Raw genomic sequence first — 15,444 nt, forward strand, 5'->3', positions numbered from 1 at the left:
CCGGTGTGGCCGCGTCGTCCCCCTGACAAAAGTTTTTGGAAAAGAGAGGGGGGAGCGCGAGGGGGGAGAGGGAGAACCTTTTTTCAAAAAGGTTTCCCTCTCCCCCCTCGCAGGATCTATCTCAAGCGCGAACGCTTAACGGACGATGGTCTGGGCGCGGTCGGCACCCACGGAGATGAAGGAGACGCGCACGCCGGTGAGCTCTTCGATGCGGGCGATGTAGGCGCGCACGTTTTCGGGCAGCTGCTCGACGCTGGTGCACTGGCTGATGTCGTCCTCGAAGCCGGGCATTTCTTCATAGATGGGCTTCACGCGGCCCAGGGCGCCTTCTTCCTGCGGGGGGTATTCCAGACGCTGGCCGTCCAGTTCGTAAGCCACGCAGATCTGCAGGGCGGGCAGGTTCTGGAGCACGTCCAGCTTGGTCAGGGCGATGTCGGTAAGGCCGCACAGGCGCACGGTCTCGCGCAGGATGACCACGTCCAGCCAGCCGCAGCGGCGCGGACGGCCGGTGGTGGCGCCGAACTCATGACCGTTGGTCTGGATGTAGCGACCGGTGTCGTCTTCCAGCTCGGTGGGGAAGGGGCCGGAGCCCACGCGGGTGGTGTAGGCCTTGACGATGCCCACCACGCGCTCCAGGGCGGAGGGGCCCACACCGCTGCCGGCGGCGGCGGAGCTGGCCACGGTGCTGGAAGAGGTCACGAAGGGATAGGTGCCGTGGTCGATGTCCAGGTGGATGCCCTGGGCGCCTTCGAACAGGATGTCCTGACCGGCGGCCTGGGCCTTCTGGATCTCGGAGGAGGCGTCCTTCAGATAGGGGGTGATGCGCGGGGCGATGGCCAGCAGCTCTTCACAGACCTGGTTCTCGTCCAGGGTGTCGTACTTATAGAGCTCGCGCAGCAGGACGTTCTTTTCCAGCAGGGCGTGATGCACTTTTTCGCGCACCAGCTGCGGGTTGGTGAGGTCACCGGCACGCAGGCCCACGCGGGAAGCCTTGTCCTCATAGCAGGGGCCGATGCCGCGGCCGGTGGTGCCGATCTTCTTGCCGGCACGCTTGGCTTCGCGGGCATTGTCCAGGCTCTTGTGGTAGGGCATGATCAGGTGGGTCTTTTTGCTGATGCCCAGACGGCTGGGGGACACGTCGATGCCCTTGGCCGCCAGTTCGTCCACTTCCTTGAGGAAGACGAAGGGGTCCAGCACCACACCGTTGCCGATCAGGCAGTTTTTGCCCTCGTGCAGGATGCCCGAGGGGATCAGGTGCAGGATGGTCTCCTTGCCCTGGACCTTGATGGTGTGGCCGGCGTTGTTGCCGCCCTGGAAACGCACGATCAGCCCGCTCTGCGCGCTGAGCATGTCCACAATCTTTCCCTTGCCCTCGTCGCCCCACTGGGCGCCGATAATGACCGTATTTGCCATATATCCACCTGCACTGCCCGCATGGCGCGGGCCAAGGCTGAAGTTTTGTCGTCCACACGCGAAAACCCCGTAGCCTGACGACTAAGGGGAACAACGTTGGCCGCAATGCCTTAGTTTTTTCTAGCCGCTAACAGCGGACAAGTCAAATGCCGGGGCCGCCGGGGGAGAAAAATGGGGGAAATTTTATGAGACCCGCGCTCCGACAGGGTCGGGGCCGCAAAAAAAAGGGGGGAAGGGACATCCCTGCCGGGATGCTCCTTCCCCCTTTCATGACGCTGCCGGAGCAGCGGGACCGTTATTGGTAGGCGCCTTCACGCGTGCACTTGGAGGCATCGAACAGGGTGCCTTCCATGCGGTACTGTTCGAAGATGTAGGCGTTCTCCTGGTGTTCGCTCCAGCGCGCGCCGCCGCGGGCATGGGTGAGGATGCGCGGCTTGGGCAGGGCGGCCGGGTCACGCATCTCGAACTCGTCGGAGGTGCCGACGCCCTGCAGGGCCAGGGTGGGCACGTCGGCGCTGGACATGAAGGCATCGCTGATGCGCAGCTCGCCGCGCTGATGGGGTTCCTTGACCATCAGGAGGGCGTGGGGACGGCCGGGAGCGTAAGGCGCGGTCTGGAAGACGGTGCCGTCGGGGAATTCCTTGCCGTCGTTGTAGGTACGCTCCACCATGGGGCTGTCGCTCTCGCCGTGGTCGGAGACCAGGATGATGCGCGTGTTGTCGTAGATGCCGGCTTCCTTGAGCTGGTCGAAGAAGATCATCAGGTAGCGCAGCAGGTGGCGCTCGGCGTAGTAGTGTTCGGGCAGCACGCCGTCGACGAAGAAGAGCTGGCCCTCGGTGGCCGGATAGGGGTCGGCCACGATCTCGGGCTGACCGTCCTTGAGGTCGGGGGCGTAGTGCCACATGTAGTGGGACAGCATGGTGTAGAAGACCTTGGCCGTGCTGCGCGGGGCATCGGTGGTGATGCCCGAGGTGAAGGCGAAGCGGAAGAAGGCGTCGCCCGCGCGGCAGGCGTCCATGCTGGCCACCAGGATGCCGTCGCCGGCGTCATGCCAGTTGCCGTCGTCGTAGATCTTCTGCTTGATGATGTTGGGCGAGGCCTGGAACAGGCCCAGCATGGCGAAGAAGCTGCTGAAGTCCCGCAGGCTGGTGCCCTGGTGGTACTTGAGCTGGAAGTCGTCCTTGACCTGGGGCACGGTGGTGACGTTCTCCACCTTGCCGAGGTGACGCTCGTAGAAGTCCTGGTTGAAGAACTCCAGGCCGTTGAGCATGCAGACGTCGTAGCCGTGGGCCGCAAAGTTGCGGGGCATCACGGCAAAGGCGCTGTTGATGTTCTCTTCCAAGGTCACGTCGCGGCGGGCGTTGACGGCCGCCGGGCTGTAGGCATGGCCGCCGTAGATGCTGGGCAGGCTCATGACCGTGGCGTCGGCCATGGAGATGGTGTCGGGGTACCAGACGAAGCCGTCCATGCCCTTGCGGAAGCCGTTGGTGAACCAGGGGTCGTCCAGCATCCGTTCGATATGGCCGCCGGTGAACATGTCCATGACGATGACGATGACGTTCTCGCCGTCCTTGGAATAGGACTGCATGTCAGCCACATAGGCGGGCGGGGTGAAGCTGGTCTTGGCCTGTTCGGGCTCTTCGGCGGTCAGGGCGTTCCAGGCCGTGAGGGCCACCAGAGAGAACACGGCGATGGAGAGCACGCGCGGCAGCTGCAGGCGCACCTTGGGGAAGGCGAACAGCAGGGCCGTCAGGCCCAGGGCCACCAGCACGGGCAGCAGGCCGTCCTTGAAGGTGCTCATGGGGCCGGTGAGGGCGGCTTCGCGCAGGAAGCGGATGCCGTCCAGAGCACCGAAGTGGCCGGGCAGCACGAAAAGGTTCACGAAGGCGAGGCTCAGGGCCCAGAAGGCCACGAAGGCCGGGATGGTCTTGGCCTTGGCCGGGAACCAGAGCCAGAGCACGAAGACCACGAAGAAGGTCAGCGAAAGGTAGCGCACCATGCCCAGCAGCACGTCCAGGGGACCGGCGGCGAAGAAGTTGGGGTCGCTGGCGTAGGACTGGAAGGGCACGTACAGGAAGATCAGGATGGCCAGACCGGCGCAGGACAGGCTGTAGACCGAGCGCATGGTGGCGGCCATGACGGTGTTCATGCCGCCCTGGGCAAAGCCGGGCTTACGGAAGCGGGGCAGGCGGATGGGCAGGCGCAGGTTCTGGAGCAGGAAGAAGACGTTGTTCATGGTCCAGAAGATGAGCAGGGCCGAGGCCGCGTTGTACAGCAGCGCCAGGAAGAAGAAGGCGATGATGATGGCCTGCAGGGTGTCCTTGCGCGTCAGGCCCGGAGTGGTCAGCGTGGCGATGATGTTGACCACGGTCATGACGATGGGCAGGGCGTTGACGCCCCAGAGCAGGCCGTCGGGCTGCGAAAGGTCGGGGATCATCAGGCAGGGCTGGCCCTGCAGCTGGGTGAGCCCCAGGATCATGTAGTACGCGCCGGTCAGGAAGGGGATCTGCAGGGCCACGCCGAAGGCCGAACGGACGGCCAGCAGCGGATGGTAGGCGTAGCGCTTGTAGAGGTTGTTGATGCGGCGCTGACGCTCGGCCCCCTTGGATTCCTTGCGGATGCGGGCCAGCTGCGGGGCCATGATCATCTGGAGTTTCTTTTCCCGGGCCTGGGTGCCCACGGCCAGACGTCCCAGGGGGATGAAGGCCACGGCGCTGATGCAGGACAGGACGAGGATGCTCAGGCCGTAGTTGTGGGTGAACTGGAGGCTGCCGAGATAGATGGCCCGGTAGATGATCTCGATGGGCAGGATGAATATTTCATACAGAAGCGACATGGCGTTTCCTTGAAAGCATATCCGGCAAGGGCCGTGCTATTTCGTTTTGGGGGCGGCAGCTTCGGCCGCGTGTTCGGCGTCCATGCGGGCCAGGGTGTCCACGGTCCACTGGGCGATGGCTTCACCGCTCCGGCCCCAGCAGGCCACGGATTCCTCGCGGAAGGCGGCGATGGCGGAGGAAGGCGTCTTGAGGGCGCGTTCCACCACGGGCACGATGTTGTTGAAGTCCTCGGGCGAGACCACTTCGCCCAGACGGGCGGCCACGGTGTCTTCCCAGATGACGCCCAGGTCCGCCACCTCGTAGAGCTCGGGGTTGCGCACGGGGATGTCCAGGGTGATGACGGGCTTCTCGTAAAGGAAGGCGAAGTCGAAGCGCACGCAGGACTTGTCCGAGATCATGACGTCGGCCCGGCTCATGGAGGCGGTGGCGTCCATCTCGGTATCGAAGCTGACGTTGGGGTAGTCGCGCAGCATCTCGTGGATGGTGTCCAGCATCTCGGTCTCCACCTTGAGGGACTGGGGATGCGGGCGCAGGATCACGTCATAGCCGGCCTTGGCCAGATCCAGCAGGAAGTTGGGGCCGCAGATGTTGAGGCAGCCCTTGTTGCCCCACGAGGGCGCCACCAGCACCACGGGCGGGGTGCTCCGGCCTTCCTTCTTGTGGGCCTTGGCGGCCAGCTCGTCCAGATAGGGCAGGCCCAGGGAGACGCATTCCTTGGGCGGCAGGCCGCGCAGCTCTTCCACCTTGCGGATGCTGGGCAGCATGAAGTCGCCCACCATCAGGACGGCGTCGTAATGGTCCAGGGAGCCTTTCTGGTACATGGCGATGTCGCCCACGCCGTGGCAGATATGGGCCAGGTTGGTCACACGGCGCGGACGCGGCATGGGGAAGCCGGGCGTGCCGATGTTGGGCGTGGTGGAGAGCATGATGTCGGCACGACGACCGGCGGCACGGGCAAAGGCCGCGGAACCCGTGCCGATGTAGCGCGAGTTCATGAGGTCGTTCTCGATGGTCAGGGCCGGGTCTTCCACATCCATGGTGATGTAGGAGAAGGGCACGCCGCGGCGCAGGAAGGCGTCGATGACGGGCTTGAAGGTGTAATAGTAGCTGCGGCCTTCGGAGAACATGAGGATGCGCTCGTGGTGCAGCTGCTTTTCGGGACGGCGCTCACCCTTGGCCTTGCCCATGATGGCGTAGACGATGTTCTTGACGAAATAGAGCACCGTACCCACCAGGCTGATGGCCAGGTAGACCAGCACGTTGCCCGTGCCGGGGTCGAGGTAGGCGTAAGAGGGCGCGGGGAACAGGGCTTCCAGCACCAGCCAGATCCCAAGATAGGCGCCCACGGAAATCAGAAAACCGCGCTTCATGCCAGTTTTTCTCCGCGTTGCAGCAGTTTCAGGTTGCGGTCCATTTCCGCGATGCGGCCACGACCGTAGTCGATGCACTCGCGGTAGAAGCCCCACAGGCCCCAGATGTAATCCACGATGATCATGGCCTTGAGCAGGCGGGTGCGGTCAGCGCCGCTGGCTTCGATAAAGGCATCCAGCAGGGGGCCGGAAAGACGGGTCTCGGTGACGAAACTGGCGTAGTCCCAGTAGGGCGAGCAGAAGCAGGCGTACTCGAAGTCGATGAGCTTGATGTCGTCGCCCTTGCGCAGGATGTTCTCCAGCACGAAGTCGCGATGGCAGAAGCGCTTTTCGTCGCTGTCCATCTCGCGGGCAAAATCATAGAACAGGCTGCGTTCATGGTCGGCCAGCAGGTTGACGCCGCTCTGGCGCTCGTAGAGCTTGACCTCGGAAAGCACGGAGAGCACGGCGCTGGGGCCGTATTTTTCACGGAAGCCTTCGGGCATGCGGATGTCATGCAGGCGGCGCATGATGTCCACCACCCCGCGCACCTCGAACCGGTCCAGGGTGTCGTGGTTCAGGATGCGGTAGCCTTCCAGGAAGTCCGTGGTCTTGATGCCGCCCGCGTAGAAGTGGCACTCGGGCGTGATGTCCAGATCCTTCACCATCTCCAGCATGGCGGCTTCCACGCTGCGGTCGATGATCTTGTCCGTGCCCTGGCCGGGGATGCGCAGCACCAGGCCCTTGCCGTCCAGCTGGATGTGATAGGTATCGTTGGTCAGGCTCTTGAGCTTTTCGGCCATCTGGGTCTCGGAGCACTGGTCGGCCAGTTCGTCGGGCGTCAGCAGGCCCAGGGAAAGGGCGTCGCTCAGGCTGTCGATCTCGCAGAGCAGCATCTTCACCCGCGTGGCGTAGACGGGCACGCGGTCCAGGATGCGGATGACGGAGTCTTCCCAGTAGTCGTCCGGGCCGCTCCTGTCCAGTTCCTCGCGGATGAGGGCCGCGGCCTCCTCGGTCCAGTAGGAGACGCCGGACATGCAGTAGCCCGAGGGCGAATCCTTGCGCACGGAGACCACGCGGTCATCGGCATCGGTGATCAGTTCCCATTCGTGGCCCTGCTGGGTCTGCTGGCAGATGAACTGCGAGACCCCGGGACGCACCAGGGGCACCACCGGACGGCGGATGTAGGTGTCACCGTCGATGACCAGGCTGTCTCCCAGGCGGTGGGCCACCAGCTGAAGGGAGGAATAGTTGTTGGCCGTGGCATACTGCGCCGAGATGATGAGCTGGACGCCGTATTTATCCACAAGATAGTTGAAGCATTCGTGCTTGTAACCGACCACCAGGGCGATGTCGGTGACGCCGTCGGCATGGAGCTGGCGGATGGTACGTTCCACCAGCGGATAACCGCCGATGTTGAGCAGGGGCTTGGGCTTCAGATAGGTGAAGGGGCGCAGACGCGTCCCGAAGCCGGCACAAAGAATGTTGGCACGCATGGGAACCACTCCTGTGCGTTGTGCGGGGATGTGACGGACATCCCCGATGCTGGTGAGGGGGACTGCGCTTGCGCAGGAAAACCTTATCCCCCGGGGTTCGCGATCCCGGATGCCGTATCCGGGGTGCGGAGGTTTCTCACGACACGCAAAAAAAGGCAAGGGCTGTCTGGCGGTTGTCGCCGGACGGGGCAGGCCGGGAGGTGCGGAAGACGGCCCGGCCCATGCTGTACAAGGCGAAGCGTTAGTTTTTTGTGAGCGGGATGCAGCGCGGGAAGGGCCCGGCTCAGTCGTCCTTGCGGGAGGGGGCCGTATCTCCCGGCGCGGGGCGGAACGAAAGGACGCGGCAGCGGTGCTGCGCGGGAGCTTCCGCCTGGCCCTGCATCAGGTCGAAGTCGGGGGCCAGGGGCTGGGCCGCGGGGGCGGGGGCGTCTTCATGCGGCTGGGCCTGCTGCGCCCAATAATAGTTGAACAGCTGGTTCTTGTAGCGTTTGGCCTGGATCATGGAAAAGACCAGGACGGCCTCTTCCCAGCGCTGGGTCGGTTCGAAACGGCTGGCGATGGTGGCGTACTTGCTCCACAGCGACATGAGCGACGCCTCGTCGAGGGCGTCCAGCTGGCGGGCAAGGCGGGTGAGCAGTTTTTCCATGGTTTCCTCCGGCAGAAGCGCGTATATCGCGCCGTCGTTATGGCCCATTTGCGGGCCTGCGTCAAATCCGGCGCCCCTCCGGGCCGGGAAGGCGCCTGCCGGAGGGCCTTCCTCCCCCCTGGGGGACGCACTGGTGGAGAGGGGCGTTTTGTGCTACACCATTGCCGCGCCGCGAAGCGCTTTCACCTTTTTTGCTAGGCATACCTGGAGGCATCATGACGACCGACCTGAAGGCCATGTACAAGAAAGTCCACAAGGACGCTTTTCCCGAGACCATGACCATTTTGCTGGGTGACGAAAAGCTTGTGTACCACAAGCGCGTCTGGACCCTGGACAACGAGGAAAAAGGTCTGCGCTACGGCGAAAACCCCGACCAGCCCGCTGCCCTGTATGAACTGCGTGAAGGTGGCATCACCTGCGGCGGCCTGCGCTGGCGTGGCCCCGGTCAGGGCATCGTGTCGGCCATGACCGAAGCCCAGATGATCCAGGCCGGCAAACACCCCGGCAAGACCAACCTCACCGACGTGGACAACGGCGCCAACATCCTGCAGTACCTCAGCGAGCGCCCCGCGGCCATCATCCTCAAGCACAACAACCCCTGCGGCGCCGCCTGGGACGACGGCGGCGTGGCCGCTGCCCTGGACAAGGCCTTCTGGTGCGACCGCATCGCCGCTTTCGGCGGCGCGGTGGTGGTCAACCGCCCCTTCACCCGCGAGGCCGCCGAGATGGTGGCCGCCAGCTACTTCGAAGTGGTGGCCGCTCCTGCCTATGAAGAAGGCGCCGTGGAGATCCTCAAGGGCCGCAAGAACCTGCGCATCATGGAACTGCCCGGCCTGGGGCGCCTGGACGAACTGACGCAGTCCGCCTTCCTGGACATCAAGAGCCTGGCCGACGGCGGCATCGTGGTGCAGAAATCTTTCGTGAACCGCATCCTCACCGATGCCGACTTCCTGCCCGCCGAAGCCACGGACAAGAACGGCGTCACCGTCACCGCCCGCAAGCCCAATGCCCAGGAAATGGCCGACCTGCGCTTTGCCTGGGCCGTGGAAGCCGGTGTGACCTCCAACTCGGTCATCTTTGCCCGCAACGGCGCCACCGTGGCCATCGGCACCGGTGAACAGGACCGCGTGGGCTGCGTGGAACTGGCCATCCACAAGGCCTACACCAAGTACGCCGATACCCTGGCCTTCCGCGAGCACAACCTCTCCTTCTACGAACTCAAGCAGAAGGCCGCCACCGACGCCGCCCTCAAGGCCGCTCTGGACGACATCCAGGCCCGTACTCAGGAAGCCCGCGGCGGCCTGCCCGGCACGGTGCTGATCTCCGACGGTTTCTTCCCCTTCCGTGACGGCGTGGACGCCGCCATGGCCCAGGGCGTCACCGCCATCGGCCAGCCCGGCGGCTCCATGCGTGACACCGAAGTCATCGCTGCCTGCAACGAAGCCAGCCCGCAGGTGGCCATGGTCTTCACCGGTCAGCGTTCCTTCAAGCACTAGTCTCCCCCAGGGCACGACACCGGCCGGTGTCGTGCCCTTTTTTCATACCTGCGGCCCTGCCGCCTTCCCGTCAGCCAAGGATGCCCGCCGTGTCTTCCCATTCCCGCACGCCCCGCACCGGGGCCTCGTCCGCCCGTATCTGCATCTCCGCCCTGTCCGGGGGCGGCGGCAAGACCCTGCTCTCGCTGGGCCTGGCGCGGGCCTTTTCCCGGCAGGGGCTGGCCGTCCAGCCCTTCAAGAAAGGCCCGGACTATATCGACGCGGCCTGGCTCTCGCTGGCGGCCGGACGGCAGGCCAGCAATCTGGACCCCTATTTCCTGTCCCCCGCGCGTCTGCGGGCCCTGTTCCGCCATGTGATGGGACGCAGCGGGGCCCGGCTGGCCCTGCTGGAAGGCAACCGCGGCCTTTTCGACGGCATGGACGTGCGCGGCTCCTGCGCCACGGCCGAACTGGCCCGCACGCTGGACTGCCCTGTGCTGCTCAGTCTGGATTGTACCAAGATGACCCGTACGGCTGCTGCTCTGGTGGCCGGGGTACGGAATTTCGAGCCCGGCCTGCGTCTGGCGGGCGTGGTGCTCAATCAGGTGGCCTCGGCCCGGCACGAAGGCATTTTGCGTGAGGCCATCACCACCTACACGGACGTGCCCGTGCTGGGGGCCATCCCCCGCCTGCGCGAGAACCCTCTGCCGGAACGGCACATGGGGCTGGCCTCGCTGTGCGGGGACGATCTGAGCCCGCAGGCCCAGGAGATCCTGGAAAAACTGGCCGATGTGGTGCGCGACCATGTGGACATGGACCGCGTGCTGTCCATCGCCGACGATCTGCCCGCTCTGCCCGAAGAGCCGGATTTTTGGGACGAGACCGCCTGGGCCGGGGAGGGCGCTGTGGCCTCTTCCGGCGAAGGGCAGCCTGTGGTCTGCTCCGAAGCTTCGGCCCCCGCTGCCGGAGCAGGGAAGTCCCCCCGGGCGGATGCCCCGCGCATCGGCTATGTGCGCGACCGGGCCCTGTGGTTCTATTATGAGGAGAACCTCGAAGCCCTGCGCCGGGCCGGTGCGGAGCTGGTACGCCTTTCCCTGCTGGATGACGCGTCGTGGCCGGAGCTGGACGGCCTGTATCTGGGCGGCGGTTTTCCCGAAGACTGGGCCCGGGAGCTGTCCGCTTCGCCGCATCTGGCCCGGCTGGGCACACTGGCCGCCAGGGGCTTGCCCATCTACGCCGAATGCGGCGGCTTCATGGTCCTGGCTTCGGCTTTGGAGCGCGACGGACAGCGCTGGCCCATGAGCGGCATCTTTCCCGTGGAGACCCGCTTCTGTCCCAAGCCGCAGGGCCTGGGCTATGTGCGGGCCGACGTGGTGCTGCCCAATCCCTATTTCCCCCAGGGCTCTGTCCTGCGCGGTCATGAGTTCCACTATTCCCTCTGTTACGAGCCTGCCGCCGTCAGCGGCCGTCTGGATCATGCCCTGCGCCTGCGCAAGGGCACGGGCATGGGGCGCGATGCCGAGGGCCACGGACGGGATGGTCTGGTGAGCGGCCGGGTCTGGGCCGCCTACTGTCATATCTTCGCCCCGGCAGTGCCCGGATGGGCCCCCCGTTTCGTGGATCTGGCCCGTTGCTACCGCCGCGAACGGACTGGGGGATAAGAAGGTTTTTATGAGGGGGGAGAGGGACACCTTTTTGGAAAAAGGTTCTCCCTCTCCCCCCTCATGCTCCCCCCTTTCCCTTCCAAAAACTTTTATCAGGAGGCGTCGCAGGATATGGCGGGCCTGCTGACAGTGCCGCGGCGGGTACGGTCAACGGATAGGGATGTCTCTGTCTGGTTTTGATGAGATGGAAAAGGCAGCGTTCCCGGAGTATTGGCTCCGGAAACGCTGCCTTTTTTGCTGTGGAGAACGGAGGACGCGGGAGGGGGCACCTTTTTGCTGTGCGCAGTGCCCGGAGGCCGCCAGAAGGGCCTGCCCATGGTTGATGCAGGCGTCTTGCGGGGCTCGGCAGCAGAGAGATGGGCCCCGGTGTGTCCTGTGCGTTCCTAAAAACGGTTCAGGATGAGCTTGTCCAGGGCCAGCTTGGGCACATAGTGCACCTGCTCGGCGTCACGCCAGTAGCCCAGGGCGCCGCTTTCGGGCACGTCGGCCACGCGGCGCACTTCCTTGGCCACGCCAAGGCCCAGGACCAGCGTGGGGCGCAGATCGTCGGGAAGCTGGACCAGTTCGCTCACGCCGGTATGGTCGAATGAGGCGATCATGCAGCAGCCCCAGTCACGGCTGGAGGCCGCCAGCTGGATGGTCTGGGCCGCGATGCCGGTATCCAGCCAGACCAGGTCGCCCGCGTTCTTGGGCATGCTCATGACGATGAAGCCCGTGGGGCGCTCACCGGGGAAGGGGCCACCCCAGTCCTTGAGGGCCGCCGCCCATTTGGTCATGCCGAACAGACGCCGGCAGGTCTCGCCGGGGCCCACGAGGCTGTAACGCAGTTGCTGTGCGTTACGGGCGCAGGGGGTCAGGCGGGCGCAGTCCACCAGCCATTCCAGATCCGCCATCTGCAGCGGACGTTCTTCCTCGAAACGGCGGCAGGTACGGGCCGCCAGTGCCAGTTGCTTGAAATCCATATGGGCTCCGCAGGTGAGAAAGGATCGCCGGGATCTCCCGGCAGGAGAACAAAAAATAGCACCTGCCGGAGCACGCGTCTACCGTGGCAGAGTGGCTGCGGTAGACGCGGTGGGCACGCGGCCGGGCTCGGCATCACGTCCAGTGAGATCAGGAAGGCGTGGAACGTACAGGCGGCCAAGGGTCTGCTGGGCCAAAGGCAGCCACTGCTACGCTTCCTGTAAGTTCAATGTGCAGCGGCTCAGGATGGCGGAGGGATCGGGAAGAAATGGGATGGAGGCGTCGTTCGCAGGCTTTGGACCGGCGTCAGAGCCTTGCTTCGCTGGGGCTGGTGTGGAGAAGGCCTGAGATACAAGAAAGGGGAGGCGCCTGTGGGCGTCCCCCCCTGAAAAGTTGTTGTGCGGATGGACCTAGCGATGCTGGCTCGTGTGATCGAAGGCCAGGGCGTAGAGATGATGGAAAAAGTCCACATACTCCACATGCACATGGTCCGGGGTCTTGATACGCGCCGGGGCAAAATTGAGGATGGAGGTGATGCCCGCATCCATCAGGTGCTGGGCCGCACGCTGGGCGCGTTCGGGCGGCGTGGTGATGATGCCGATCTCGATGTTCTGTTCGGCCACCATGGCCTTGAGGTCCTTGGTGCAGTGCACTTCCAGGCCATGGACGATCTCGCCGATCTTGAAGGGGTCGCAGTCGAAGATGCCCACGATGTTGAAGCCGCGGGCGCGGAATTCACCGTGGTTCAGGATGGCTTTGCCCAGGTTGCCGACGCCCACGAGCGCCATGCGCCATTCACGATCGACCCCCAGGGACGAGGTGATGGCCGCAATAAGGGAGGTTATGTGATAGCCCACGCCGCGGATGCCGAATTCGCCGAAGTAAGCCAGGTCCTTGCGGACCTGAGAGCCGTTGACCCCGCAGGCTTCGGCCAGGGGGTTGGAGGAGATGACTTCAACGCCGTCGCGCGCAAAATTTTCCAGCACCTGCACATAGGTGGCCAGGCGCTGGATGGTGGCGCGGGGGATGTGTTTGCTTTTGGGTTCCGTGGGCATAATCAATACCTGCTCAAGCTTGTGATGCTTTTGTGAAATTTAGGCTTTTCAATTTACTGGAAAAAAAAAGAATCTGCAAGCACCGGAAATACTACCTTTATTCCTTGCATATCCGTGCCGGCAAAATGATATGCCAATATAATCAGTCTACTGGCCGTGTGAATGGGGGAAGAGGGAAAAATATTCGATTTTAGAAAATATTTTAAAAAGTTTAGGAATATCCTTCCAGGAGCCGCACTTGGAACGACCGGGAGGAAAAAAGGATATTTTGTTACATTATGAAATAATTCCGTGAAGGAGCGAACAACCGCGCTTTGCACAAGGACAAAAAAAAGGGGGGACCGAAGTCCCCCCGTTGCAGCATTACTGCCTGGACGGCCTACGCATAGGGGTTGGCGTACAGCAGGATGAAGCTGATAACCAGGGCGTAAATGGCCAGGGATTCGATGAAGGCGAAGGCCAGGATCATGGTACCGGTCACTTTGCCGCTCACGTCAGGGTTGCGGGCGATACCTTCGCAGGCGCCCTTCAGGCCCAGACCCATACCGATACCGCAACCGAAAGCGGCGATGCCGATGCCGAGAGCGGCGGCCAGGCAGGTGTAACCCAGGGAAGCGGAATCAAGCTGGTTGGCGGCGAAAGCCATGGAAGCCATACCCAGCAGGGCCACGGTGTTCAGGGCGATCATCAGAAGTTTGCGCATGTGACACTCCTTCAACAGTTTGTATAAGTTGGGTCGTTTCCGACCATTCCCCACATATTCGGGGCTGCCGTAAGGGCAGCGGGCTGATTAATGTTCCGGGGCCTCGATGGCGCCCTTGATGTAGAACATGGTCAGCATGAAGAACACAAAGGCCTGCATGGTCTTGCCCAGCAGGAACAGGGCGTAAATCGGGATGGTGCCCAGGATGGGAGCCATGATGAAGAAGAGCACCATAACGATTTCTTCACCGCGGATGTTACCGAAAAGACGGAGAGACAGAGAGACGGGACGCGACAGGTGCGACACGATCTCCAGGGGGAACATCAGCGGGATGAGGAACTTGGAGGGCCCGGTGAAGTGGTGCACGTAGTGCGCCTTCCAGCGGATGATACCCAGGGCGTTGTAGAACACGAGCACGAACAGGGCCATGCTCACGGTGGTGTTCAGGTTGGCCGTGGGGGCGTCGAAGCCGGGGATCAGGCCCAGCAGGTTCATGCCGAAAATGTAGATGAACATACCGGCCAGCAGCGGCACGAAGCGGCGGCCGGCCTCGCCCATCGTGTTGCAGATGAAGTTCTCGATGGTGTCGATGAGAGCTTCAAAGAAGTTCTGCATGCCTCCGGGCACCAGGGTCAGACGACGGCGCACGAGATAGGCCACCACGAAAAGCACGGCCATACAGACCCAGGAGTAGAAGACATGTTTGAATTCCACCACCTGTCCGCCGATCGTGATCTGGTCCATGTTGCAGAACGTGGAGAGTAATACCGGATGCGGCAAACCACCAGCCATGAGACATGCCTCCTGCTCGGTTAAGGTGAAAAATCCGGCGCTAGCGCTTTCCGGCCGCGCGGCTTGCCCACGCGTAGGTAATGAGCGCCAATGCCGTGGCGGCGGCCAACCCTCCCAGCAGGGCCGTCAGCGGCGCCCCGCACACTGCAAGGGCCACATAGGTCACCACGGCCAGTACGGCCAGTCTGCCTCCCCAGCGCAAGAGCACCACGCGCAGGAACGCCGTACTGTATTCACCAAGGGGCTGCCGCAAGAAAAAGCGGGCCAATCCCCAAAAAGTCCAAGTTATCATTGCCGCGCCCACGCCAAACCAGAACAGGCCAGGCATGTGCGCATAACCGACGCCGCCCATCACAAGGCAAATGCCGGTAAACAAAATCAAATTCCGCACCAGCGGCAGAATGACCGGATGACTTATACCCCGACGCCAGAGCCAGTTGTCAATATCTTTCAGCAAGGGTCCTAACATTATCCGTCATTGTGGTCGTGACCGCCGGTCTTCGTGCCTTCGCCCTCGGGGGCTTCCGGGCTGGTCGTGCCGTTGCGCAGCTGCGCCGTGGGGGCCTTGCCGCCGGTTTCCCGGCTGACGGCGGCGGTCTCCGCCGCACAGGCCCGGGCGATGCTGTCCGGGACGACCGTTTTTTTCTTCACCGTGACGCGCTCCGGCCTGTCGGCCAGGGCTTCGGCACGTTTTTGTTCTTCTTCGCGGGACATCTTGCGCAGCAGGCGCTGGGTATCCTCATAGACGTTCATGAAACCGGCGATGATCCCGATGACCAGGAAGACCAGCTTCAGCCAGGGCCCCGTCTCCAGCCAGGCGTCGAGTCCGTAGCCTATGGCGAAACCCACCAGCGGGCCGCTTACCATATGCATACCGATGGTGCCCGTGGTGGCAAGGGATTCCATGCCCTTGCTCTGCTGTTTGAAAATGTCCTTCAGTGACACGTTTTCTCCTGCCTCCGGCTGTGATGACGGGCGGGTGAGGATCACAAAATCCTTTGGACCCCCTGAAGCCGTGTCAATGTACAAATTATCACAATGGCATCGCTGCGTC

General features: G+C 63.3%; 13 protein-coding genes. 2 read left to right on the top strand and 11 right to left on the bottom strand.

The genetic code is table 11. From position 1 onward, the window contains the following. Window positions 1-135 precede the first annotated feature (135 nt). The 5 genes from ACQRBR_RS06335 to ACQRBR_RS06355 all read right to left on the bottom strand — a co-directional run bounded on the left by ACQRBR_RS06335 (window position 136) and on the right by ACQRBR_RS06355 (window position 7,741). Window positions 136-1,413, bottom strand: a complete 1,278-nt coding sequence (locus tag ACQRBR_RS06335; protein ID WP_297139177.1) for an adenylosuccinate synthase — start codon at window positions 1,411-1,413, stop codon at window positions 136-138. Window positions 1,414-1,708: 295 nt separating this feature from the next. Continuing rightward, a complete protein-coding gene (locus tag ACQRBR_RS06340) occupies window positions 1,709-4,249 on the bottom strand; it encodes a YidC/Oxa1 family membrane protein insertase (RefSeq protein WP_427812588.1) in 2,541 nt (846 codons plus the stop codon). 36 nt (window positions 4,250-4,285) lie between these two features. Then, on the bottom strand, window positions 4,286-5,620 hold the full coding sequence (locus ACQRBR_RS06345) for a CDP-glycerol glycerophosphotransferase family protein (protein ID WP_427812589.1): 1,335 nt from the start codon (window positions 5,618-5,620) through the stop codon (window positions 4,286-4,288). After that, window positions 5,617-7,095, bottom strand: coding sequence for a phosphotransferase (locus ACQRBR_RS06350; protein WP_427812590.1), 1,479 nt, complete (start codon window positions 7,093-7,095; stop codon window positions 5,617-5,619). Before ACQRBR_RS06350 ends, ACQRBR_RS06345 begins: the two co-directional genes overlap by 4 nt. Before the next feature lie 283 nt (window positions 7,096-7,378). Continuing rightward, window positions 7,379-7,741 (bottom strand): hypothetical protein, encoded by a 363-nt coding sequence (locus ACQRBR_RS06355; RefSeq protein WP_427812591.1) that lies wholly within the window; start codon window positions 7,739-7,741, stop codon window positions 7,379-7,381. A 215-nt stretch (window positions 7,742-7,956) separates the two neighbouring features. Between ACQRBR_RS06355 and ACQRBR_RS06360 the strand changes: the two genes are divergently transcribed. Continuing rightward, a complete protein-coding gene (locus ACQRBR_RS06360) occupies window positions 7,957-9,237 on the top strand; it encodes an IMP cyclohydrolase (RefSeq protein WP_278337909.1) in 1,281 nt (426 codons plus the stop codon). An 80-nt stretch (window positions 9,238-9,317) separates the two neighbouring features. After that, window positions 9,318-10,877 carry a cobyrinate a,c-diamide synthase gene (locus ACQRBR_RS06365; RefSeq protein ID WP_427812592.1) on the top strand — a complete coding sequence of 520 codons (1,560 nt, stop codon included), beginning with the start codon at window positions 9,318-9,320 and terminating at the stop codon, window positions 10,875-10,877. A gap of 386 nt (window positions 10,878-11,263) precedes the next feature. Here ACQRBR_RS06365 and ACQRBR_RS06370 read toward each other — a convergent pair whose 3' ends face one another. The 6 genes from ACQRBR_RS06370 to ACQRBR_RS06395 all read right to left on the bottom strand — a co-directional run bounded on the left by ACQRBR_RS06370 (window position 11,264) and on the right by ACQRBR_RS06395 (window position 15,335). Further along, window positions 11,264-11,842 carry a nitroreductase family protein gene (locus ACQRBR_RS06370; RefSeq protein ID WP_427812593.1) on the bottom strand — a complete coding sequence of 193 codons (579 nt, stop codon included), beginning with the start codon at window positions 11,840-11,842 and terminating at the stop codon, window positions 11,264-11,266. Window positions 11,843-12,250: 408 nt separating this feature from the next. Then, window positions 12,251-12,895 (bottom strand): redox-sensing transcriptional repressor Rex, encoded by a 645-nt coding sequence (locus ACQRBR_RS06375; RefSeq protein ID WP_072336188.1) that lies wholly within the window; start codon window positions 12,893-12,895, stop codon window positions 12,251-12,253. A gap of 379 nt (window positions 12,896-13,274) precedes the next feature. Next, entirely contained in the window at window positions 13,275-13,598 is a 324-nt protein-coding gene (atpE, locus tag ACQRBR_RS06380) for an ATP synthase F0 subunit C (protein WP_006007371.1), read from the bottom strand. 87 nt (window positions 13,599-13,685) lie between these two features. Beyond that, on the bottom strand, window positions 13,686-14,390 hold the full coding sequence (gene atpB / locus ACQRBR_RS06385; RefSeq protein ID WP_040369730.1) for a F0F1 ATP synthase subunit A: 705 nt from the start codon (window positions 14,388-14,390) through the stop codon (window positions 13,686-13,688). Window positions 14,391-14,430: 40 nt separating this feature from the next. Further along, window positions 14,431-14,847: a hypothetical protein gene (locus tag ACQRBR_RS06390; RefSeq protein WP_300644589.1), complete on the bottom strand. Its 417-nt coding sequence runs from the start codon at window positions 14,845-14,847 to the stop codon at window positions 14,431-14,433. A gap of 11 nt (window positions 14,848-14,858) precedes the next feature. Beyond that, the gene (locus ACQRBR_RS06395; protein WP_427812594.1) at window positions 14,859-15,335 is read right to left on the bottom strand and encodes an AtpZ/AtpI family protein; all 477 of its coding nucleotides are present in this window, start codon (window positions 15,333-15,335) and stop codon (window positions 14,859-14,861) included. Between the last annotated feature and the right edge of the window lie 109 nt (window positions 15,336-15,444).

This window comes from Desulfovibrio sp. SGI.133 (assembly GCF_050313955.1).
Taxonomy (GTDB): domain Bacteria; phylum Desulfobacterota; class Desulfovibrionia; order Desulfovibrionales; family Desulfovibrionaceae; genus Desulfovibrio.